Source organism: Mycobacterium sp. NGS34, assembly GCF_059812845.1.
Genome location: NZ_JCALDM010000009.1, coordinates 133,672 through 155,634 on the forward strand (window position 1 = coordinate 133,672; position 21,963 = coordinate 155,634).

The following is a 21,963-nucleotide window of genomic DNA, read 5'->3' on the forward strand; positions in this document are numbered from 1 at the left end:
CTGTTCGACGACCCTGTCGAGGGTCATCTGTGCGCCCCACCGGCGGAGTAATCTACTTAGTACAAGAATCTGTGCCTCGCTAGAAAGCCATTGACGCGCGCCTGATCGTTCCATAGGCTACCGATATGATGTTCTATAGGCTAACTATATGAATACTCGACGTGCTCTGGCCCTCTCGCCCGTCGGCGCGAGCGCTGGGAACAAGATCAAACGAAATGGAATGGAGAGTGTGTGACGTGACCAGCGAGCCTTATGGTCTGTGGGATGCAGACAATCACTTCTATGAGGTCCGGGACTGCTTCAGCCGTCATATCGAGTCCAAGTACAAGGATGTCGCGATCCAGGCCCGGATGCACCCCGATGGCAAGGAATACTGGCATTGCGGTGACAAGGTTCTGACCTTCTGCAACGTCAAGTTCGACAAGACCGAGGCTCCGGGTTCGTTCAAGGAAATCCTGAATAATCCCGAGCTGGGCGGTTTCGACGATGCGCGGGACGAATCGTCGATGTTGCCGGCTTTCCATGACCAGCAGGCGCGGCTTGAGCTGATGGACAGCCAGAACGTCGAGGGCACGATCCTATTCCCGTCGATGGCGAATGGGATCGAGCAGGATCTGCTCGACAACCCCGAGGTGCTGTATGCCAACCTGAGGTCGTATAACCGCTGGGTCGAGGAAGACTGGGGCTTCGGCAGCAATGGCCGCATTTTCGGCACGGGGTGTCTGTCGCTGGCCGACGCGGACCTGGCCGTGGAAGAACTGGACCGCCTGCTCAAGGCGGGCGTGAAAGTCGTCTATCTGCGACCGGCCCCGGGTGGCGGAGCACAGCCCTGTTCGATTGCCGATCCCAAGTTCGACCCGTTCTGGGCGCGCCTCGAGGAGGCGAAAGTGCCGGTTGGGTTCCACGTGTCAGCCGGTTTCTTCGACGCGTCGACCGTGTGGGGCGAGAAGCCCCGGCCGGGAACGCGCGACACCTCGGCGTTGCAGTTCGCGATGTTCCACGTCGAGATTCCCATCATGACCACGCTCGCGGCGATGGTCCTGCACAATCTGTTCGGCCGCTTCCCGGGACTGCGGGTCATCAGCGTCGAGCATGGCTGTGGATGGGTCCCCTATCTGTTGAAGACGCTCAACAAGGCAGCGTGGTGGGGACGTTTTGGCGATTGGCCGGGCGGCACGCTCCCTGATCGCCCATCGGAGATGTTCAAGCGCAATGTCTATGTCGTTCCCTTTCACGAGGACAACACGCCCGAACTGGTCAAGCGCATCGGCGCGAACCGCGTGTTGATGGGCTCGGATTATCCCCACGCGGAGGGGCTGGCCCAGCCAGCCGAATTCGCGGAGGGGCTCACCGACCTGGACCCGGGTTGCGTGCACCGGATCATGCGTGACAACCTGCGCGAGCTACTGATGAACTGAACCCCGGCAGTCGGCTGCCGGTTCGCCGTTAAGCCTGCCGCCACCTCGCGGCAGATATCTGCGTCGACGTGCAGGTGTTCGTGATGCGCAGCGTTGTAGTCGGGGCCTAGCTACTAAGACCTGAAAAACGGTTTGCCGGGGTAGTGGTGGTTGGTCACGTCCTGATTTCGGGATGCTCGGTTGGCTGTGGTGTCGATTTCATGCGGCCAGGGTGCTGATCTTGACCAGGTTGTGGGCGAAGACCCCGTGTCCACACCAGGTCCGGGCGCCCGCGATGCCGGTCAGTTCGGTCCGGTCCAGCCGTAGCTTCGCTTGAGGTTGTTGATCCGTCCTTCGGATCCGGTTCGCCATTTGATCTTGTCGCGGAAGGCGCGCCGGTGCTCAAACTCGCGGCGGGCCGCGCCGGGTTTGGCTGCACGTGGGATCGCGACGTTGCGTACGCCAAGTTCGTGGAGGTCATGTTCGACTGAGGCATAGCCGTAGCCGCGGTCAGCGGTCACCGCTCGTGGTGGGCGGCCAACGCGGCGGGTGATCCGCTCGATCGCCGGCGCCAATTGCGGTGCGTCGGCAGGGTTTCCGATTTCGACGGTGTGGTCGAGGATGACGCCGTCGGCGTTGTCGACGATTTGAGCTTTGTAACCGAACTCCACCGGCTTGCCCAGCCGTCCCTTGCGGATGGGTCGCGCGTCGGCATCATGCAGGCTGACCACCCGGTGCGCTGATTCGGGCATCACCCCGGCCAGCCGACTGCGGGTCTGGGTCATCACCTGTCGGGTGCGGCCCACTACCGTGGCTAGGTGGTTGATCGCCTGAGCCAGTTGGCCTCTGCGCATCCCCGTGGCGCTGCGCAGGGCGCGGCGAGCATTACGCAGCACCACGTCAGTCTCGCGGATCGCAGCTTCAGCGATGTCAGCCAGTTCCCCGGTAATGCGGCGCACTGCGTTCTGGGCGTCATCGCCCTGCTGGGCGCCACGCAGCCGCAGCTTGGAGGCAATAGAGCGTGCGCGCCGACCCGCCGAACGTCGCCGATCACGCACCCGGGTGCGAGTAGCCCCGCCAGCGGCTTTGATCCGCGTCACCGTACGCGTTATGGCGCCAATACCTTTAGCCAGCAGACCCGAATCGGTCGGATACCCAACATCAGCGCACACCACCGTCGTGTCAGCGCGCACCCGATCGGTGCGCAACAGCTTGCCGGCCCCCGCCTTGAGCAAAAGCGCCTCGTTGAGCCCGGCCACCGCAGCCTCCCCGCACCGACTGGTGATCTTCATTAACGTGGTCGGATGCGGCACCCGCATGCCCAACGGGATGCGGCAAAAACGCTGCCAGGAAATCGAATCGGCCACTTCACGACACAGCGGCTCATAGCCCAGCCGGTAGCGGAACTTCAAAAACATCAACCGCAGATAGGTCTCCATCGGGATCGACGGGCGACCGATCCGAGCATCGAAATACGCCGCGAACGGCGCAAAGAACACCGCATCATCAAGCAGCGCATCCACCCGGGCCAACTCGGCGGGCAACACAAGCAGCTCCGGCGGCAATATCGCATCCCACAACGTCGGCTGATCATTTACAGTTCTGAACACGATGGCCTCGATCCCTTCTTCCCAAGGGTTCGAGGCCATCTTCCCTGCTCAGCAGGATGCGACGTCGGATCAACGCGCCGACTTTTTCAGGTCTTAGTAGCTAGTTCTAAAACAGCACGGTGCCGAAGCGCGGCGAAGAAGGCGCGGACCTGCCGATCGGGAGACTTCCGATCCCTCATAACGGTGTAGCGGCAGACATCGGCGAGGACAATGCCGGCCACGTCGATCGCGCGCACCATGACATGCGCGACATCAGCGCGGATCCTCATCGCTTAGCGTGCTTCCCATACGGGTGCACGCTTCTCGGCGAACGCGCGCGGCCCCTCCTTCGCGTCCTCGCTGGCAAGTAGTGCCTCGCCCTCCCGTGCGACTCTCGCCCACTTTGGTTCCTCGGCTTCGATGATGCGGTCATCGGCTCCGTAGGCCACGCGCTTGCTCGCCTGTACGGATAGCGGTGCATTCACGGCGATCTGCTCGGCGAGCTGCAGCGCATACTCCACCACCGTGCCGTCGGGCACGACCCTGTTCACCAATCCCCAACGTGCCGCCTCGGCAGCCGAAATCGGGTTGCCCGTATACAGCAGTTCGAGTGCGACCTTGCGCGGCAGCTGCTCGACGATACGGAAGACGCCACCCGCACCGGCAATCAAACCGCGCTTCACCTCCGGCAGGCCGAATACGGCCCGCTCCTCCGCCACGACCAGGTCGCTCGCAAGCGCCAGCTCTGTGCCGCCGCCGAGCGCTGACCCGTTGACGGCGGCGATGACCGGCTTGTCGATGAAGTGATGGACGAGTCCGGCGAACCCCCATTCTGGATGGTCCGGATGCAACACGCTCTCGCCGCGCGACAACGCCTTGAGGTCGGCCCCTGCGCAGAACGACTTGTCACCGGCACCGGTCACCACGACCGCCCAGACTGTCGGATCCTGCTGCGCCGCCTCGAGCGCATCACCGACGGCCGTACTAACCGCTTGGTTCACCGCATTGCGGGCGTCGGGTCTGTTGATGGTGATGACGAGGACCCGTCCGGACCTCCGGATGAGTGCCGCATTCGTGGTCACGGCCTCCGACGTTGTCACACCAGCTCCACGATGGTCGCGTTGGCCTGCCCGCCACCTTCGCACATCGATTGCAGCCCATACCTGATGTTGTTCGCCCTCATGTGATGGATCATGGTCGTCAGCAGTCGGGCACCTGAGCCCCCGAGGGGATGGCCGAGCGCGATCGCGCCGCCGTTCGGGTTCAACAGCTTCTCGTCCGCGCCGATCTCGAGCTGCCATGCCATCGGCACCGGTGCAAACGCCTCGTTGATCTCGAACACCCCGATGTCGCCGACGTTAAGTCCAGACTTGCGCAGCGCCTTCTGGGTGGCAGGAATAGGTGCGGTGAGCATCAGGACCGGATCGGCGCCCGCGAGCACGGCGGTGTGCACGCGAGCGATCGGCGTGCAGCCGAGCTCCCGGGCCTTCTCCCCCGACATGATCAGCAGCGCCGCCGAGCCATCCGAGATTTGTGAGGCGTTGCCCGCGTGAATGACGCCGTCCTCCTTGAAGGCCGGCTTGAGACCAGCGAGCGTTTCTACCGAAGTTCCGCGCCGAATACCTTCATCGGCTGTCACGACGGAACCGTCGGCGCGTCGAATGGGCACAATCTGGTCATCGAAAACGTGCGAATCCTGTGCGGCCGCGGCCTTCTGGTGGGATTGGGCGGAGAACTCGTCGAGTTGTGTTCGGCTCAGTCCCCAACGCTCGGCGACCAGCTCCGCTCCCACACCTTGATTTGGGATTCCGTAGCGTGCTTGAAACCGCTCGGGGAAAGGGCCGGCGCCGAATTCGGCCGCAGAACCGATGGTCACCTGGGACATCGACTCCACTCCCCCGGCGACCACGACGTCGTACTGCCCGGCGATCACGCCGGCGGCGGCGAAGTGCAAACTCTGCTGACTCGATCCGCATTGCCGATCGACCGTCACGCCGGTGACCGTGTCCGGCCATCCGGCAGTCAGCGCCGCGGTGCGTGCGATGTCACTGGACTGTTCGCCGATCTGGCCAACACAACCCCAGATCACGTCGTCGACGACGGCGGGATCGACGCCGGCTCGGTCCACCAGCGCGGCGAGTACTTGGGCGGATAGCTCCGCGGGGTGGACGTCGGCCAGCCCGCCGTTGCGCTTACCGACGGGCGATCGAACAGCCTCTACGATGTATGCGTCGACCATGGAATGTGTTCCCTTCTTGCTTTGCGTTGAGGACGCGCCGATTCGATGTTTCTGCGAACGCCATTGCGTCACAGTTGCTTTGAGTGAGGCCAGTGCCCGAGAGCACTGGCAACTCGACGTGACAGGGAGTCAGAACTTATAGGCGCCCGACAGGAGATACTTGGCGATGGTGCGCCGCTGAACTTCTGGCGGACCCTCGCTGATTCTCGACACGCGTGTCGTGTGCCAGCCATGGATCATCGCCGCTTCGTTGCTCAGGCCGATCCCGCCCAGGATCTGCATTGACCGGTCGTACACGCGGTACATCGCCTCGGCGACGAGCGCGTGGCTCATCGCGGACTCAAATCGTGCCTGATCCCCGGCGTCGTGCTTGCGCGCCACGTCGAGCGACGCCAAACGCGAGGTGTAAATGTCAATGCAGTTGTCGGCAAGCATGTTTTGGATCGACTGATGCTCACTCAGGGTCTTGCCGAATGTCTTGCGTACCTTCGCATAGTCGACCGCCTTATCGTTCGCCCACCGGCCCAAACCGATCAGCCGCGCGAGCTTCGTCATCTTCAGCAGGCCAGAGCCCTCCATCGCGACACGGAAGCCCTCGCCAACTTCACCGAGCCTGTACTCATCCGGGATACGGACGTCGTTGAAGGTGAGAATTGCTTCTTCGCCGCCGATTTCGTCGAACACCTTGACGATCGAGTACAGGTCGTATCCCGGAACATCGGTGGGCACGTAGAAGCCCGTCAACCCTCCCTTTCGCGCCGCAAAGCGCTCGCGGTCGGTGATGGCGAACGTGATCAAGAAGTCAGCGGTCGGCGCCCACGAGGCCCATTGCTTGGTGCCGTTGAGCACCCAGTGGCCTCCGTCACGGACAGCGGTGGTGGTCATCATCCAGGCGTCGGAGCCTGCGTCGGGCTCCGACATCGCAAATGATCCCTGTACCTCGCCGCGCAGGAGCTTGGGCACCAGATCAGCCTTAAGAGCGTCGGATGCGTAGGTCCACAACGCCGTCGGACCTGTGCTCGCGTGTGCGAGGACCTGGAAGGCCAGCTGCGTCTGGGGTGAGCCATACCGGTGACAGAGAGCCTCGAATACTTCGAAGTACAGTTCGGCACTCAGCCCGCCGCCGCCGAGTTCGGTAGGGCAGAACATCGTGTAGAAGCCGGCCTCGGCCGAAGCCATCCGTGCAGCCCTACGGGCCTGAACTACCTCGTCGGCGATGCGCCCGTCCTCGCGCCAGTACAGTCGCGGATCATGCAGAGCCGCCTCGATGGGTTGCTGAATTTTCGCGACTTCTCTGTCGATGAAGGCGAATAGCGCGTCACACACCTCCTTGGCGCCCGGAGCGGCGGGCTCGATGTCGTGATTTGTTGCGACGGCCACCTAATCACTCCCTTGGAACCTCGGTCTGGCCCATTTCGGACCAGACCGAGGCAAGTCGCTAATTCTGAAGACAGGCTTCTACGTCGATGTGATACAGGCGGGCGGCATTTTCGTAGAAGATCTTGCGGCACGCGTCCATGGGTAATTCGTTGAGCGTCTCGTCGACCACTTCCCGCGGAGACATCGCGGTCGAGGCCGGCCCGGGAGACAGGCTCGTCGGATGGGGGAAGTCCGTCTCGAACATCAGGTTGTCGGCGTACGCCGCCCCCATGTAGCGCACGGTTTCGCGTTCGAACCAGTAAGTGGTGTAGATCTGGTTGCGGAAGTAGTGGCTGGGAAGTTCGCGGTCCGGATAAGCCTTCGCAGCACCGGAGTTCTTCCAGTTCCAGTCGGCACTCTCGACCAGATAGGGGATCCACCCGAAGCCGCTTTCGACATTGACAAAGTTCAGGCCGGGGTATTTGTGACACACTCCGGACAGCAACAGCTCGGACACGTTCTCGCACAGTCCCATCAAGGACATCGTGGTCTCCTGCGCGTAGTCGGCCGGGCCCTGCACGTCCTTGATCATGCGAACCCAGTCCTCTTCGGTCTGAGACTGGTATCCGACATGGAAGTTAACGGAGAGCTGACGTTCCTCGGCCGCCTTCAGGATCGGGGCCCAGTGGTCTTCCCGCAGGCGCGGCAGGCCCAACTTGTAGGGCTTGGCTATGAAGTTGATTCCGCGGTGCCCATTGTCGTGGCACCGGTTCATCTCCTTGACCGCCTCGTCCAGGTCCCAGAAGGGCAGCGTCGTAAGGCAAACGAACCGCTCCGGAGCAATGGAAGCGAACTCGGTCAGGAAGTCGTTGTAGGCGCGGATGCAATCCAAGACGAGTTCGGGCTCGTTGTAACCCATGAAGGCGTCCATGGAAAACGCCAGCAGGTTGGGGTATGGGATCTCGGCAGCGATCTTGAGTGAGTCCATCCGCTTCACCCGCTCTTTGGCATCGAACGCGGCGGGGTCCGCCGTCTCCGCGGACGGCGGGTGCTTGGGCGGATACTCATGCCACCCCGCCATCGCATAGCCGGACACCCCGGACAGTCGGCGCCCTCCGATGATCCAGATATCTTCCCCCCGACGCTCGTCGAAGACCACCTTGGGAGCAAGCTCGCTCCACTTCGAGGGCAGCCGCGATGTCCACAGATCGGGCGGTTCGCTCAGATGTGTATCGGTATCGATGATCGGGACCACTGGGGCGCTCAATTGAGCAACCTCCTCTTCAGGCAAGGCCAACTGCAGCAGCCAGACGACTTTCTACTATCTAGTCGAAAGTAGCATTTTGAGAAGACCAAGCGCAACAAGCATCCGACGCTGCCGTCGATCCCGGCCGAGCAGCCTCGCTTCAGGGTCCTTGGCCGTGGGTCGCGGCCTACTGCCGCCGCATGCATTCGAGCGGCTGCCGGAGCCCGGTAAGCGACCCATCACGACCGAACACGCCAGCCTCACTATTCTACCCTGTGCTAGATTCTGTTGCCGTACCGAATATTGCCGAAGGCTGCCGTGACTGCTCCGTCGTTCGACCACACACTGCTGCGAGACGTATTCGCCTGTCATCCCACGGGAATCGTGTTCGTCGGCGCCATGGTCGATTCCGCTCCGTGCGGAATGGCTCTCAGTACGTTTGTGCCCGTATCGCTTGCCCCACCCTTGGTTTCGGTGTGCGTGCAGAACAGTTCGTCGACCTGGCCTCGCCTTCACACGTGCGGCCACCTTGGCATCAGCGTGCTGAGCTACGGTCACAGCGGCGCCGTCCCGTCGCTGTCAGCGAAGACCGGCAACCGCTTTTCCGGCGTCACGGCCGTCTCCTCTCCGAGTGGCGCCGTTTTCCTTGGCGGATGCAGTGTGTGGATCGAGGCCGGCCTTTTCCAGGTCGTCGAAGCCGGGGATCACAGCATCGTCATATTGCAAATCACCGACATCACTCGACATGCCGATGTACAACCAGTCGTTTTCTATCGCAGCCGGTGCCATGCGCTGGCCGTCGTCGAAGTGTGAACCACCATCAAATCCGCCGTTCGGCATCAGCAGGAAGGAACATTCATGTCAGGAGTGCAGGACCGGGTCATCGTCGTCACCGGAGCCGGGGGCGGCTTGGGACGCGAGTATGCATTGACGCTTGCGCGAGAGGGTGCCAGCGTGGTGGTCAATGATCTCGGCGGGGCGCGCGACGGCACGGGCGCCGGGCAGAACATGGCCGACGATGTGGTCAAGGAGATCCTGGACGCCGGCGGCCGCGCAGTGGCCAACTACGACAGCGTGGCCGAGCCAGCGGGTGCCGAAAACATCATCAAGACCGCGCTCGATGAATTCGGCAAGATCGACGGCGTCGTCAGCAACGCGGGCATTCTGCGTGACGGCACTTTCCACAAGATGACGTTCGAGAACTGGGACGCGGTGCAGAAGGTGCATCTCTACGGCGGGTACAACGTCATCCGCGCCGCGTGGCCGCACTTTCGCGGGCAGCACTTCGGCCGCGTCGTCGTCGCCACCTCGACCAGCGGGCTGTTCGGCAACTTCGGCCAGGCCAACTACGGCGCGGCCAAACTCGGACTTGTCGGACTGATCAATACGCTTGCGCAGGAGGGCGCAAAATACGACATCATGGCCAACGCGGTGGCGCCCATCGCCGCGACGCGCATGACGCAGGACATCATGACACCGGAGATCTTCGAGCGCTTGACGCCCGAGTATGTCGCGCCCGTGGTGGGCTACCTGATGACGGAGGAGAACTCCGACAGCGCTTCGGTATTCATCGTTGGCGGCGGCAAGGTGCAGCGCGCCGTGTTGTTCCAGACCGACGGCGTGACCTTCTCCGGGGCGGCGCCGAGCATCGACGATGTTGCGGCGAAGTGGGACGAGATCACTGACGTCTCAGCCGCCAAGCTGGCCACCTTCGACGTCGACGCGCTCTAGCTGGACGCCCGAGAGGGCCACCACGGGTCCGACGCGGCGGCCCTCTCGGGCGTTACGCCTCGTAGCCGTCGGTGCCTGCCCGCGCTATCACGACCCGACCGATGACCGAGCGCGCCGACATCCTCAGCAGGAACTCGACCAAGGTCGCCACGTCTTCGGCCGGGATCATTTCCTCGGGCGCGATGCGGCCACGTACCCACTCCGACATGTCGGTGTCGACGTAGGCAGGCGCGATCGCGGTAGCAGATATGCCGGTGCCCGACTCTTCGGCGTTCAGCGTGTCCACCAGCGAGGCAATCGCGGCCTTCGAGGCGCCGTACGCAGCCAGTTGGGCCTCGGCGTAGATGGCGGTGATCGAGGAAAGCACGATGATCTTGGCCCCCTCAGACGAATGCCGAGCGACCGCCGCGCGGAGCATCGGCAAGGCTTCCTGGATCAGGACGAAGGGGTTCCGGAAGTTGACCGCCATGGTCTTGTCGAGTCGCTTCAGCGGGTAGTCGGCGATCAACCCTGCCGTACCGACGCCGGCATTGAGTATCAATGCCGACATGTCGCCGTATTCGTCACGGTGCCGCCGGATCAGACCGACCGGGGCATCCGGATCAGCGATGTCCGCGGCGACGGAAAGTACTGCAGGCGCGCCTAATTCGCGGAGTTCGTCGCGCACCGCCACCAGGGCTTCTTCGTTGCGAGCGGTGATGGTAAGCGCCATGTTCCGCTCGGCCAGGCGCCGTGCGATAGCCAATCCGATCCCGCGAGAGGCGCCGGTGATGAGGGCAGAACGCGCATGCGTGCCGTCGGCCATCACGCTCGACTCGGGGACGTCTCGAACGCGGCGTCGATCTTTCGGAATCGGCGCGCGATCGGCTCGCGGCACTCCTGGTGAGTGAACAAGTACAGCTCGTTGGAACCGATTGCGTCGACGACGATCTTCGCGGCGTCGTGGGGCGACACGATGCGGCCCGCAAATCCAGGGTCGTCGAAGTCAACATCGGAGGCGGCATTCGGACCGCCGAGGTGAGCCGGGCGATTGCGATGCGAGTGCTCGATGTTCGTCCCGACCTTCATCGGGCAGAGCACGCTGACCTTTACCAGCGATTCGCGCAGTTCACGATGCAGCGTCTCGGCGAGCGCCACAACACCGTACTTGGTGACCGAGTAGGGACCCAGTCCTGCATTGGCGACGAGGCCCGCGAACGATGCCGTGAAGATGATGTGCGCACTCCGGGCGGCCCGCACGATCGATGGGAGAAACACCTCGACACCATGAATGGGACCCCAGAGATTGACGCCGATCATCCACTCCCAGTCCTCGTGCGTTGCGTCGACCAGCGGCCCCGTGGCTCCCACGCCGGCGTTGAGGAACAAGATGTCGACGGGGCCGAAGTGCTGACTTGTGCGCGCTGCAAGGCTCTCGACGTCCGCACGCTTGGAGACGTCAGTACGGACTGGCAACACCTCGGTGCCGGCAGGCAGTTCCGCTGCAGCTGAGTTCAAAGCCGCCTGTTCGATGTCGGCCAGCACGAGCTTGCAACCCCGATCCGCCAGACTTCGTGCCGTAGCCACACCGATCCCGCTGGCGCCGCCGGTGATGACGGCGACTTTGCCCCTCAATGATTCACTCGAGCCCATGTGCTGACACCGTCCTTTGCTGGCACCGTGCGTGAACGCTGGGCGATCGGTATCGCGAGACACGCATCGGAGAGATCGGTCGTGACCATACTTTCTATATATCAGTAGATTCTAGCTTAGGCTGGTGCGTAGCGACAACGAACTCTCAGGCGAGCGACACTACCGAGACCGTGTTCTTCTGGGCGTCGCTGGGTGGGATGCCGAAAGAGTGGGCGCTGAGACATGTTCAGACGATCGGCACAAAGCTCGCTTCCTTGCTGAAAGACTAAGCGGCGCCCAGACCGCGCAGCACGAAACCCAGCAGATAGTCGACCTCGTCGGTGACGTCTGTCGTCGACTTCTGGTGAAACCGGTCGAGAAGTGCGGCCTCGAAAGCCGCCCGAATCGACCGAGCATCCACCTCCGGACTGCACGCGGTGAAGATTCCTTCTGCTTTGCCTCGGTGAAGTATGGCGGCGATCGATGCCTGATCGGCCGCCATCCCGATTTCGAGTTCGCGCGCATAACCTGGAGTGCGCCGCAGTTCCTCGGAGTAGAAAATCGCCACCCTCTTGCGCTTGCGCGGATTCGACACCAGCTCGAACATGTGCGTCATCCACGACCGCAGGGCCTCCACCGGGGTTTCCGCGCGCGCCACTACCTCGCGCAGTTGCTCCTGCACCGCCTTGCGATCCCTCCGAAACATCTCCAACAGAAGATCGTGTTTGGTGCTGAAGTTCCGGTAGAAGGCCCGCGTGCCGAGACCGGCTTCATCGAGTATCTCGGTGATGGAAGTCAGCGACTCGCCACCGCGATCCAAGCACCGGTAGGCAGCGTCGATGATGTGCTGTCGCTCCGATGAGCGATTGATCGTCCGAGTCTCAGCCACAATGGATTACACCGGCGTCCTGCCATTTCGCGATGGTCGCGTCATCGTAGCCGAACTCCCGCAGTACCGAGGCAGTGTCTGCCCGGCCAGACATCCGCCGGGCGCCCTGATCTCCGACCGACCCGGCCCGACCCGCGACGAAAACCGCGGGGGCGCCTCGAGCGTCAAAACCTCTGCCCCGCGGTCCGCCAGGAACTGCGTGCAGAACGCGCCGGGCGGCGTGGTGGACAGGTCGACGACGCGGATGCCAGCCAGCGTTGTCGTCGGTTCGGGGGCGGCAAGGGCGTCGGAGGGAGAGGGCATTTGACGCGACTCCTTTGAAATGTCGTTTTTCAACCCTGCATCGCATTCTGCACAACGCATGTGGCTTGTGTCGCACACTAACTTGCCCGAGCTGGGGATTCAATCCATCGATCGGTGGAATCGCCGTTGACATGTGGTACCCAGCCTCCTAGCCTAGTGAAAAATGCTTTTTCAAAGCCAGTACCCGGTTGGAGGCAGGCATGACCAAGATCTGGACGAATTCTGGTGATTCACACTTTCTGGAACCCGACGATCTGTGGCAATCCCGGCTGCCGAAGCGGTTGGCCGAGTTGTGTCCGCGTTCGGAGAAGGATCCCGACGGTGAGTACGAGACGGTTTACGTCGACGGTCAGATCTTTCGGCGGAAGTTGCCGTCGTCGGCGATGGTGGCCTTCGTTGAGTTGGCCTCGAGGCCCCAGGGTGTGCGAGATGCCCGGGCGCGGCTCGGCGACTTGGATCAGGAGGGCGTGTGGGGTGAGGTGATCTTTCCGTCGCTGGGTATGTGGGCCTCATCGTTCCGGACGCCGGAGCTACTGAAGGCGTGCATGCGCGCGAGCAACGAGTGGGCGCTTGCGGAGATCTGTGCGGTGTCACCGCGCTATGTGGTCACCGCGCAGGTCTCCACGCTCGTGGTCAACGATGCGGTGGAGGAACTGCAGTGGGCGGCCGGCAAGGGGTTCAAGGCGGTGTTCCTGCCGACGTCGCCGCACCCGAGTGCCCCGGACTGGCACCGCGACGACTGGGAGCCCTTGTGGGCGGCTGCGGAGGAGGCCGGGATGGTGCTCGCGTTCCATATCGGCACCGATCCGGTGCCCGTGGAGGCCGGCAACAGTGTGACCGGCGGCGCGGGTCAGGTATATCGCGGCCCGGGTGGGGCCATCATGAACTACGCCGAGACGACGTTCTCCGGGCAGCGGGCCACCATGAAGCTGGTGGCTTGCGGTGCACTGGACCGGCATCCGAACTTGAAGGTGTTGATCTCTGAGGGCGGCGCGACGTGGGTTCCGTTTTTGGGTGACCGGCTGCTGGAGGGGTATCGCCAGCATCATATGGCGGTGCGGCCCAAGCTGAGCCGCAGCCCGAAGGAGATCCTCTACAGCCAGGTTTACGCGTCGTTCCAGCACGACGAGACCGCGGTGGCGGCCTTCGACCACATGGGATATCGCAACGTGATGTTCGGTAGCGACTATCCGCACATGGAGGGCACGTTCGGCCACACCCAGGACACGCTTAAGACGCTGTTCGACGGGATCAGCGACGAGACACGGCTGCGCATCACCCAGGGCGCGTTCTTCGAGCTGTTCCCCGACGTCCCGCCCGTACCAGCCGAAAGCATCTGAGCTGGTGGGCAATTCGGACGGCCTGCGTGACGTCGCCATCGTCGGAATCGGTGCGACGCCCTACTACAAGCGGGGCGGGTCGTTGCCGAAGACCGTCACCGAACTCGCCGGTGAGGCGATCCTCGCCGCGTGCGCCGACGCCGGATTGTCGGTGCGCGACATCGACGGTTTCGCCTATTACTCAGGTGCCAGTGCCGGGTACGCCGAGAAGATGGACACCGGCGATTTCGTGGAAACTCTCGGCATACCGGAGGTCCGGTTCACCGCGGCGCTGACCTCGGGCGGCGGTGGTTCGGCCGGGGCGATCGGGCTGGCGCGTGCGGCGATTGTCGCCGGCGATGCTTCCGTGGTCGTCACTGTGATGGCGTTGCAGCAGTCCAAACAGCGTCTGGGAGCGGTGTTCTCGGCGATGGAGCCCGACGCGATCAACTCGTTCCTGCAGCCGTCGGGGCTGTTCGGTCCGGGTCAGCTGATGTCGGTGTTGGCGCGTCGGCATATGCATCTGTACGGCACGCGGCGCGAGGCTTTCGCCGAGATCGCGATCTCGACGCGGGCCAATGCGCTGAACCGGCCCAAGGCGATTCACCGGGAGCCACTGACGCTCGACGACTATTTCAACGCGCGGATGATCGCAGAACCGTTGTGCCTCTACGACTTCTGTCAGGAGACTGACGGTGCCGTCGCGGTGATCACGACGAGCGCCGACCGTGCCCGCGATCTGCGCCAGCCACCGGTCCCGGTGGTCGCCGCCGCCCATGGTGGAGTCAAGGAGTGGGGTCGCGCGTTCGCGTGGATGGGTATGCCCGACGAGTACTTCGCTTCCTCGGGTAACAAGCCGATCGCCGAGCGGCTCTACCGCCAAGCCGGGATCACCGCCGACGACATCGATGTGGCGCTGCTCTACGACCACTTCACCCCGATGGTGCTGATGCAACTCGAGGACTACGGATTCTGCGAGAAGGGTGAGGGTGGCGAGTTCGTGGAGAGCGGGGCGATTCGCTATGACGGCGGCTCGATCCCGCTCAACCCGCACGGCGGTCAACTATCGGAGGCCTACATCGTCGGCATGACCCAGATCATGGAAGGAGTCGAGCAGATGCGCGGCACCGCCATCAACCAGGTGACCGACGCCGAACTCGCGTTGATCACCGGGGGGCCGGCCAGTCTGCCGGTCAGCGGGCTGATCCTGGGGCGCGCCGCATGAGCGCGCCCCCCGCCACGCTGGCGACAACCCTTCCCGGCGAGCACGTCCGGATCGCGGTCAACAAACACACCGAACCGTTCTGGCAAGCAGCCAAAGCAGGGCGGCTTGTCGCGCCGCAGTGCGCCGACTGCGGAACCTTCCGGCTGCCACCCACACCGTTCTGCCCGGGATGCCAGTCCACGTCCGTCAACTGGGTTCAACTGAGTGGCGATGCGACCGTCTACAGCTTCGCGGTCGTGCACGGCATTCCCGGCATGCCCGAATTGACGTTGGTACCAGCGGTCATCGACCTGCCCGACGCACCGGGTGCGCGACTGGTGAGCAACGTCGTCGACATCGCGCCGACCGACGTGACGATCGGAATGGCGCTGCGCGTGGACTTTTCGCCCATTGCCGATGGCTGGATGCTTCCAATTTTCCGGCCGTACACCGGAGCCAGTGATGGCTGACGACGAGAACGCCCTGCACGAGAAACCGCTCGAATTTTTCGCCAGTATCGCCAACACCGGCGGTGACTGTGACGGGCAGGCGATCCTGCCCGAGAACGGACACTTCCGAGCCTGGTGCTCGTGCGGCAACTGGAGCGTCGAGGTCGACGACTCCCAAGAGGGTTTGAGATTGGCACGCATCCACACCGGCAGCCCGTCGGACTGACAGGAGAGACAATTCATGGGAAACCTCGAAGGCAGAGTCGCTTTCATCACCGGCGCAGCTCGAGGGCAAGGTCGCGCGCACGCCGTCCGCCTGGCTAGTGAAGGCACCGACATCGTCGGCCTGGACATATGTGCCGACATCGACTCGATGGACTATCCCAACGCGACCCCCGCCGACCTCGAAGAGACGGTCAAGCTCGTGGAGGATCGTGGCCGACGAATTGTGGCCCGCCAAGCCGACGTTCGCGACGCCGACGCCGTCAACGCTGTTGTCCGCGAAGGTGTCGCCGAATTCGGCCGCCTGGACATCGTGGTGGCCAACGCCGGAATCGTGCGACTCAGTGAAGGCTCGAAGCGACGCGAGATCTTCCGGGACATCATCGACGTGAACTTGGTCGGTGTGTGGAACACCGTCGAGGCGGCCATCCCCGCTCTGATCGACGGCGGCCGCGGCGGGTCGATCGTGATCACCAGTTCGAGCGCTGGTTTGAAGGCTACCGGCACCGACCGTGCCGGTGGCCAGGCCTACGCCGCCGCCAAACGCGGTCTCGTAGGTTTGATGCAGGTGTGGGCTAATCATCTTGGCCCGCATTCGATCCGGGTCAACACCATCCACCCAACTGGGGTGGCGACCGGCATGGTGATGAACGAGACGATGGCCAAGCTATTCGAAGGCAACGACGCGGCGCTGGCAGCCATGCAGAACGTCCTTCCGATACAGATCCTGCAACCGGAGGACATCGCGGAAGCTGTCGCATGGCTGGTTTCCGACGCGGCCAAATTCATCACAGGCACCGCTTGGCCCCTCGACGCCGGCTTCGCGGTTCGATAACACACAACGGGAGAGCCAATGATTACGTCGACACTTGCAACGCAGCGCCCGGAAGTCTCGCTGAGGATCGGCGGCGACAAACGGTATACCGCCTCTGGAGGCACCCACCAACACATCAACCCGTGCGATGGGACACCCGACGCCGAGATCCCCATGGCAGGCGCCGCCGAGATCGACGAGGCTGTCGAGGCCGCCCACGGCGCGTTTCTTGGTTGGCGGCAGACCAATCCGGCCGAGCGCAGGCGTATTCTGATGCGCTTTGCAGACCTGATCGAGCAAAACACCGACGACTTCACCCGCCTCGGTACCTTTGACAACGGCACGCCGTCGGGGTTGGTGGGCGGGCTCGTCGCGATGTCGGTCGAGTGGACGCGTTACTACGCGGGTTGGGCCGACAAGATCAGCAGTGACATCGCGTCCTCGTTCCGAACCCACGGTGAGTTCAGCTATACACTCAGTCAGCCTTACGGGGTGATCGGCGTGATCATCACCTGGAACGGCCCCCTCATCTCCTTGGCGATGAAAGTGCCTGCGGCACTTGCCGCGGGCAACACCGTGGTGATCAAGCCGTCCGAGCTCACCCCTTTCAGCGCCAATCTGTACGCCGATCTCGCTGCAGAGGCCGGTATTCCCGCCGGCGTCATCAACGTGGTTCCCGGATCCGCTGAAGCCGGGGCGAGGCTGGTCGCCCATCCGCTCGTCAAAAAAGTCACCTTTACCGGCGGCCCGGATACGGCGCGCAAGATCCTCTCGACCTGTGCCGAGCAGATCAAGCCGGCGGTCATGGAGCTCGGCGGCAAATCCGGCAACATCATCTTCGAGGACGCTGATCTTGACCTCGCCTGCGGCTACGGAACGATGATGTCGGTGGGCTTGATGAGCGGCCAGGGCTGCGCCCTTCCGACCCGAATGATCGTGGCAAGACCGCTCTATGACGACGTCATCGCGCGAGTCTCGGCGATCGCGTCGATGATCAAAGTGGGTGACCCGTTCGATCTGGACACCCTGAGCGGTCCTGTCGTGAATGAAGCAGCACTGGAGCGGATCGTGGGCATGATCGACCGCGCCAAACAGGACGGCGCACGATTGATCACGGGCGGTGAGCGCATCGGCGGTGACCTCGCGGACGGATACTTCCTGCAGCCCACGGTGTTCGCAGACGTCGACCCCAATTCCGAACTGGCGCAAAAAGAGGTCTTCGGACCGGTGCTGTCGATCATGCAGTTCGACACCGAAGACGAAGCCATCGAGATCGCGAACAGCACCCCCTACGGGCTGTCCGGGTGCCTGTTCACGAACAATCTCAAACGCGCCCACCGTGTCGTTGAAGCGCTCGAGACTGGAGAAGTCCTGATCAACGGCGCCATTAACCTGGGGGTGCACCGACCCTTCGGGGGTATCGGCATCAGCGGTATGGGCAAGGAAGGCGGTCGGCAAGGGCTGGACGAGTTCCTGTGGACCAAGAGCGTGAGTATCGCCTAACTTAACTAGCCCAAGTATGAGCGGAGACGACTTAGGCACGCCACGTTTCGGCCTGCACCCGTTGCATGGAATTCACGAGCCGACCCAAGGGACGCCGCGACTACTGCCTGGCTCAGTGCGGCGAACCAGCTCCATCGATATGACGCGCAAAACCGGCTCCATAGATCCGGTCTACTTGTCGGGCCGAGCACGCGACGTCAAGACGGCGTGCGACGGCACCACGACGGAGGTGGGCCACGCCCGCCTGGAAGCGACGGTCGAGACTTTCGCTCGGGTCGTTCAGCACCTCGAGGTCGAACCGATCGTTGCCAACATGAATCTCAGTGGGGCGCCGGCGATGAGCGGCTTTCGCGCTGCGGTTGACAAGGCCGCGCCCGATCTGCGGCGACGCCGCGACTTGCGCTATACGTTGCTCGATGATGTCCCCGTCGCCACACTCATCTCCGGTCATGCGCTGTCGGCGTCGGGAGTGCTCGGAGTCGCAGCGAAGTCAGGTTATCTGCCGATCGCCGACCGGTGCGCCGGCTTCGTCACCGGCGGTCTGCTGATGACCTCGTTCGAGGGCGGTGACCCCGCCGTCGTGACCGGCCCGCCGGCCCCTGCGCTCGAGGACCCGGCCGATCCACTCGCCTGGCACGCCATGGCCCCGCTGCCTGTTCACGGCATGCGACGACGGCGCCGACTTGACGTTCAACCCTGCTCGGATAGTTCAAAGGTGTCGATCAGTGCGATGTTTCGCGACAGCTATGTCCGCGCCGACAGCACCGAGACCATCATCCACGAATACACGCTCGATGCATCGGTAGATGCAGACACGGGGGTCATACTGCACTCGCAGGCGATACCCAGAGTTCTGCCTTGGCAGGAATGTCCAGGCGCCGTTGCGAGCGCAACTCGCATCACCGGAATGAGGCTGGACGAGCTGCACTTCCGGGTCCGCCAGGAGCTGGCCGGCACGTCGACGTGCACGCACCTGAACGATCTGCTGCGCAGCGTCGCCGATACCGCGGCGCTGATCCCGCTGCTGAGCACCCCCTGAGAACAACCGGCGAATGGACCATCAATGCCCCTACCTTGAATTTCGACGTCTCCGACGTCATCGGCAGCGAACGGCTCACACAAGCGGCGTGAGCCTTCCTCCCGGCCCAACCACTGGAGGCACCGGCGATCCGGGCACGTCTGGCGGGAGGGTTGTACGACAAGCACTACTGACACATGGAGATTCCCGGTCACACCCGACGTCCAATGGTGAAGTGCCGGTGTAGTTTCTGCGAGACTTGGCGTCCGTGTAGCGGTTCGGGTCGTCGCCGAACTCACCGAGCAGCCACTGATCCATTAGATTGTCGCCAGGCGTCCTCGTGCCCGATAGTGGTTGCACCACAAGATAAGTCGAAGACGGTCCGCCAACAGGTCCCCGACAGCGATGTCTTCGACGTGCGCACCCTCGCCGCGCATCTGGGTTGGGTCGATGGCGCTGCCTCGGGCGCCGGAGAGGCTCGCTAGTAATGTCTTGACAGTTCATCAAATGTTTTGACATTTAACCGTTTCGGGTGTCATCCTGGCGTTACACACGTCACACCATGCGTCTTTCCCCATGAGGAGCGTTTATGGCAGCAGTAACTCCGGCACCGGGCCGGCCGCCCCTCGCTGATTTGCTGGTTGTCGATATGTCCACCACCCTGGCGGGCGCATACACCTCGCAGTTCCTCGCCGATTGCGGCGCCAACGTGATCCTGGTTGAACCGCCCGACGGCAGCTCCCTCCGACAGCTCCCGGGATGGCCCGCGCTGCTACGCGGCAGACGTTCGGTCACCCTCGATGTCCACGAACCTGACGACCGTCAACGACTCTGGCAGCTGCTAGAAAACGCCGATGTGCTCGTGACGACCGCGCGGCCGGCGGACGGGAGCCGCCTCGGACTCACGCCCGAATTGGTGACACAGCGCTGCCCCAGACTTGTGCACGCGTCGATTACCGGGTGGGGGTCGAAAGGCCCGTGGCGAAACTACAAGGGCTGGGAAGCGTTGGTCCTGGCCAAGATCGGCATCATGCACGAGAAGCGTGGCGTCACCCCACGAAGCGGGCCTGCCTACGTCTCGGCCCCCTATGCGTCTTGGGGCGCGGCCCACGCCGCCGTGCAAGGAATCCTGGCAGCATTGATCGAGCGGGATTCGAGCGGTCGCGGTCAAGTCGTCGAATCCAATCTCGTAACGGGCGTGGGGGCGAACGATACCTGGAACTGGTTCCACGAATTAGTGCTCGACCGGTATCCGGGCGCCTTCGAACCAGCGGGCGCGGTGTACGACGAACAGAGCCGCCCGCTGATCCCCCTGGTGTATTCGGTCTTGGCGGCCCCCACCAAAGACGGTCGCTGGTTGCAGTTCGCCCAGGTATCGCCGCGATTGATGCATGCCTGGCTAACAGAGCTCGACTTGTTGACCGAACTTGCGAACCCAAAATGGGAGGGTTTTCCCACGCTACCCACGCAAGAACTGCGCACGGAATTCTGGGACCTGATGATCGAGCGGGTCAGGGCGCGCACTCTCGCGGAATGGCAGCAGGCATTCGATGCAAACGAAAATCTAAGTGCCGAGATTTTCCGCACACCCAGCGAGTCACTGAACCATCCCCAGACTCTTCATCAAGGCCGAGCTGTGACTGTGGACGACCCCGAGCTTGGCCCGGTGCACCAGCCGTCGACGTTGATCCACTCCGATGGCCAGCCACTCACGGCGTTGCATCCAGCTCCGGGCGTAGGACAGCACAATGCGTCGGTGTGGGGGTTGCGCCGGGAGCCGCCCAACCTCCCTGCGGCCGGTGAGGTCGCTGCGGGACTTCCTCTACATGGGACGACGATCCTCGAATTCGGTTCGATGTTCGCCGGGCCCTACGGCGCCACGCTGCTCACCGACCTCGGTGCGCGGGTAATCAAAGTCGAACCGCTCGACGGCGACAACATCCGAAACATGCTTCCGTTCCCGGAGGCTGGTGGTGCAAAGGTGCTGCAAGGCAAGGAAAGCTGCGCGGTCGACTTCACCAAACCAGAGGGGCTCAGCCTGATATACGAGCTGGTAAAGCGTTGCGACATCGTCGTTCAGTGCTTCCGCGGGCAAGCAGCTGAACGAGCCAAGATCGACGAAGCTACGCTCAAGGCGATAAACCCCGATTTGGTAGTCCTGAGCACCTCCGGCTACGGCCTCGATGGGCCATTCGGACATCGACCCGCGTACGCACCGTCCATCGCCGCGGCGTCCGGTCTGGCCGTTCTCGACAGCGGCGACGCAATGCACCCGCCGACCGACTTGGATGACCTGCACCGCACGGCCGCCACGCTGTTCTCCGGCGGAACGATTTCTGCGGTGCAGGCCGACGGTATCGCCGCGCTGGGTGTCGCCTCCGCGTTGCTCGTGTGCCTTTACGCGAAGCGGCGCGGCATCGATATGCACCACACCGAAACCACCATGCTGGGCACGGTTCAGAACGCCCTCATCTGGTCGAACGTCAGCTATCGCGACCAGCCGCCGGTGCCGACAGCCGACGCGGAGTTCCTCGGCCTCACGGCCCTCTACCGGCTGTACCGCGCCGCCGACGGTTGGGTGTTTCTCGCCGCTCCCCTGGCGCGAGAATGGGAACCTTTCGCGAAGGCTATGCAGGCCTACGTCGACCTGCTGGGCGACGAGCGCTTCGTCGATACCGCATCACGGGCACGCAACGACGATGTCTTGGCACGCGTCTTGGAACAGGTCTTCCTGACGAAGACCAAACTCGAGTGGGAGTACGAGCTGACCGCACAGGACGTCGGATGCGTCGAAGTCGCCGACCGCAATTCGGGCATCGTCCTGCAAAGCGACACGTGCCGCGATGCTGGGTACTCGGTGGAAGCTGACAGTCCCATCTTCGACAAACATCTTCGGCTGGCACCGCTTTACCGGTTCTCCCGGTCGTTGACAAAGGCCAGCGGAGGCTGCACCGTGGGTCAGCACACGGCCGCAATTCTGAGCGAGATCGGCATCGACGACAACCAGATCGCTGATCTGCGGTCACGAGGCATCATCGCATGCGGTTAAAGGTGTCGACGGGCTTGCTGC

19 protein-coding genes and 1 pseudogene are annotated in these 21,963 nt (G+C 63.2%); 11 read left to right on the top strand and 9 right to left on the bottom strand.

The features are described from left to right. The first annotated feature begins 236 nt into the window (after window positions 1–236). The gene (locus AC5Y7V_RS21995) at window positions 237–1,418 is read left to right on the top strand and encodes an amidohydrolase family protein (protein ID WP_499882137.1); all 1,182 of its coding nucleotides are present in this window, start codon (window positions 237–239) and stop codon (window positions 1,416–1,418) included. 350 nt (window positions 1,419–1,768) lie between these two features. On the opposite strand, the pseudogene AC5Y7V_RS22000 reads toward AC5Y7V_RS21995, so the two are convergent. The 5 genes and pseudogenes from AC5Y7V_RS22000 to AC5Y7V_RS22020 all read right to left on the bottom strand — a co-directional run. Further along, window positions 1,769–3,007: pseudogene (locus tag AC5Y7V_RS22000) on the bottom strand (ISNCY family transposase); the annotation flags it as partial. A gap of 272 nt (window positions 3,008–3,279) precedes the next feature. After that, on the bottom strand, window positions 3,280–4,068 hold the full coding sequence (locus tag AC5Y7V_RS22005) for a crotonase/enoyl-CoA hydratase family protein (protein WP_102420101.1): 789 nt from the start codon (window positions 4,066–4,068) through the stop codon (window positions 3,280–3,282). Between the two features lie 14 nt (window positions 4,069–4,082). Then, complete coding sequence (locus AC5Y7V_RS22010; RefSeq protein ID WP_068052715.1) at window positions 4,083–5,225, bottom strand: thiolase family protein; 1,143 nt, start codon at window positions 5,223–5,225, stop codon at window positions 4,083–4,085. A gap of 129 nt (window positions 5,226–5,354) precedes the next feature. After that, window positions 5,355–6,605 carry an acyl-CoA dehydrogenase family protein gene (locus AC5Y7V_RS22015; RefSeq protein WP_499882138.1) on the bottom strand — a complete coding sequence of 417 codons (1,251 nt, stop codon included), beginning with the start codon at window positions 6,603–6,605 and terminating at the stop codon, window positions 5,355–5,357. A gap of 58 nt (window positions 6,606–6,663) precedes the next feature. Continuing rightward, window positions 6,664–7,851 (bottom strand): amidohydrolase family protein, encoded by a 1,188-nt coding sequence (locus AC5Y7V_RS22020; protein WP_499882139.1) that lies wholly within the window; start codon window positions 7,849–7,851, stop codon window positions 6,664–6,666. Window positions 7,852–8,253: 402 nt separating this feature from the next. Here AC5Y7V_RS22020 and AC5Y7V_RS22025 point away from each other — a divergent pair, with 402 nt between their 5' ends. Both AC5Y7V_RS22025 and AC5Y7V_RS22030 read left to right on the top strand, forming a co-directional pair. Next, a complete protein-coding gene (locus AC5Y7V_RS22025) occupies window positions 8,254–8,643 on the top strand; it encodes a flavin reductase family protein (RefSeq protein ID WP_499882211.1) in 390 nt (129 codons plus the stop codon). A gap of 45 nt (window positions 8,644–8,688) precedes the next feature. Further along, entirely contained in the window at window positions 8,689–9,561 is an 873-nt protein-coding gene (locus AC5Y7V_RS22030; RefSeq protein ID WP_499882140.1) for an SDR family oxidoreductase, read from the top strand. A 52-nt stretch (window positions 9,562–9,613) separates the two neighbouring features. Here the strand turns inward: AC5Y7V_RS22030 and AC5Y7V_RS22035 are convergent, their stop codons facing one another. The 4 genes from AC5Y7V_RS22035 to AC5Y7V_RS22050 all read right to left on the bottom strand — a co-directional run bounded on the left by AC5Y7V_RS22035 (window position 9,614) and on the right by AC5Y7V_RS22050 (window position 12,364). Continuing rightward, window positions 9,614–10,366: an SDR family oxidoreductase gene (locus AC5Y7V_RS22035; protein WP_499882141.1), complete on the bottom strand. Its 753-nt coding sequence runs from the start codon at window positions 10,364–10,366 to the stop codon at window positions 9,614–9,616. After that, complete coding sequence (locus AC5Y7V_RS22040; protein ID WP_499882142.1) at window positions 10,366–11,193, bottom strand: SDR family NAD(P)-dependent oxidoreductase; 828 nt, start codon at window positions 11,191–11,193, stop codon at window positions 10,366–10,368. The genes AC5Y7V_RS22035 and AC5Y7V_RS22040 overlap by 1 nt, the downstream gene beginning before the upstream one ends. A gap of 265 nt (window positions 11,194–11,458) precedes the next feature. Then, window positions 11,459–12,061 carry a TetR/AcrR family transcriptional regulator gene (locus tag AC5Y7V_RS22045; protein ID WP_499882143.1) on the bottom strand — a complete coding sequence of 201 codons (603 nt, stop codon included), beginning with the start codon at window positions 12,059–12,061 and terminating at the stop codon, window positions 11,459–11,461. 6 nt (window positions 12,062–12,067) lie between these two features. Next, entirely contained in the window at window positions 12,068–12,364 is a 297-nt protein-coding gene (locus tag AC5Y7V_RS22050) for a CoA transferase (RefSeq protein WP_499882144.1), read from the bottom strand. 200 nt (window positions 12,365–12,564) lie between these two features. Here AC5Y7V_RS22050 and AC5Y7V_RS22055 point away from each other — a divergent pair, with 200 nt between their 5' ends. From AC5Y7V_RS22055 to AC5Y7V_RS22090, 8 genes are all read left to right on the top strand, one after another. After that, complete coding sequence (locus tag AC5Y7V_RS22055; RefSeq protein WP_499882145.1) at window positions 12,565–13,704, top strand: amidohydrolase family protein; 1,140 nt, start codon at window positions 12,565–12,567, stop codon at window positions 13,702–13,704. A 4-nt stretch (window positions 13,705–13,708) separates the two neighbouring features. Further along, window positions 13,709–14,908: a thiolase C-terminal domain-containing protein gene (locus tag AC5Y7V_RS22060; RefSeq protein ID WP_499882146.1), complete on the top strand. Its 1,200-nt coding sequence runs from the start codon at window positions 13,709–13,711 to the stop codon at window positions 14,906–14,908. Beyond that, window positions 14,905–15,357 (top strand): Zn-ribbon domain-containing OB-fold protein, encoded by a 453-nt coding sequence (locus tag AC5Y7V_RS22065; RefSeq protein WP_499882147.1) that lies wholly within the window; start codon window positions 14,905–14,907, stop codon window positions 15,355–15,357. Before AC5Y7V_RS22060 ends, AC5Y7V_RS22065 begins: the two co-directional genes overlap by 4 nt. Continuing rightward, window positions 15,350–15,562: a hypothetical protein gene (locus tag AC5Y7V_RS22070; RefSeq protein ID WP_499882148.1), complete on the top strand. Its 213-nt coding sequence runs from the start codon at window positions 15,350–15,352 to the stop codon at window positions 15,560–15,562. Before AC5Y7V_RS22065 ends, AC5Y7V_RS22070 begins: the two co-directional genes overlap by 8 nt. Before the next feature lie 15 nt (window positions 15,563–15,577). Further along, window positions 15,578–16,393, top strand: a complete 816-nt coding sequence (locus AC5Y7V_RS22075) for a mycofactocin-coupled SDR family oxidoreductase (RefSeq protein ID WP_499882149.1) — start codon at window positions 15,578–15,580, stop codon at window positions 16,391–16,393. A 21-nt stretch (window positions 16,394–16,414) separates the two neighbouring features. Next, a complete protein-coding gene (locus tag AC5Y7V_RS22080; protein WP_499882212.1) occupies window positions 16,415–17,875 on the top strand; it encodes an aldehyde dehydrogenase family protein in 1,461 nt (486 codons plus the stop codon). Between the two features lie 16 nt (window positions 17,876–17,891). After that, window positions 17,892–18,914: a DUF2889 domain-containing protein gene (locus tag AC5Y7V_RS22085; RefSeq protein ID WP_174813837.1), complete on the top strand. Its 1,023-nt coding sequence runs from the start codon at window positions 17,892–17,894 to the stop codon at window positions 18,912–18,914. Between the two features lie 568 nt (window positions 18,915–19,482). After that, complete coding sequence (locus AC5Y7V_RS22090) at window positions 19,483–21,942, top strand: CaiB/BaiF CoA transferase family protein (protein ID WP_499882150.1); 2,460 nt, start codon at window positions 19,483–19,485, stop codon at window positions 21,940–21,942. Window positions 21,943–21,963 lie beyond the last annotated feature (21 nt).

What these genes read in the sequence shown, in the direction of transcription:
- AC5Y7V_RS22025 (WP_499882211.1), top strand. Translation starts at nt 8,254, where the DNA reads ATGGCTCTCAGTACGTTTGTGCCCGTATCGCTTGCCCCACCCTTGGTT.
- AC5Y7V_RS22010 (WP_068052715.1), bottom strand. Translation starts at nt 5,225, where the DNA reads ATGGTCGACGCATACATCGTAGAGGCTGTTCGATCGCCCGTCGGTAAG.
- AC5Y7V_RS22075 (WP_499882149.1), top strand. Translation starts at nt 15,578, where the DNA reads ATGGGAAACCTCGAAGGCAGAGTCGCTTTCATCACCGGCGCAGCTCGA.
- AC5Y7V_RS22085 (WP_174813837.1), top strand. Translation starts at nt 17,892, where the DNA reads ATGAGCGGAGACGACTTAGGCACGCCACGTTTCGGCCTGCACCCGTTG.
- AC5Y7V_RS22035 (WP_499882141.1), bottom strand. Translation starts at nt 10,366, where the DNA reads ATGGCCGACGGCACGCATGCGCGTTCTGCCCTCATCACCGGCGCCTCT.
- AC5Y7V_RS22055 (WP_499882145.1), top strand. Translation starts at nt 12,565, where the DNA reads ATGACCAAGATCTGGACGAATTCTGGTGATTCACACTTTCTGGAACCC.
- AC5Y7V_RS22070 (WP_499882148.1), top strand. Translation starts at nt 15,350, where the DNA reads ATGGCTGACGACGAGAACGCCCTGCACGAGAAACCGCTCGAATTTTTC.
- AC5Y7V_RS22050 (WP_499882144.1), bottom strand. Translation starts at nt 12,364, where the DNA reads ATGCCCTCTCCCTCCGACGCCCTTGCCGCCCCCGAACCGACGACAACG.
- AC5Y7V_RS22030 (WP_499882140.1), top strand. Translation starts at nt 8,689, where the DNA reads ATGTCAGGAGTGCAGGACCGGGTCATCGTCGTCACCGGAGCCGGGGGC.
- AC5Y7V_RS22065 (WP_499882147.1), top strand. Translation starts at nt 14,905, where the DNA reads ATGAGCGCGCCCCCCGCCACGCTGGCGACAACCCTTCCCGGCGAGCAC.
- AC5Y7V_RS22040 (WP_499882142.1), bottom strand. Translation starts at nt 11,193, where the DNA reads ATGGGCTCGAGTGAATCATTGAGGGGCAAAGTCGCCGTCATCACCGGC.
- AC5Y7V_RS22090 (WP_499882150.1), top strand. Translation starts at nt 19,483, where the DNA reads ATGGCAGCAGTAACTCCGGCACCGGGCCGGCCGCCCCTCGCTGATTTG.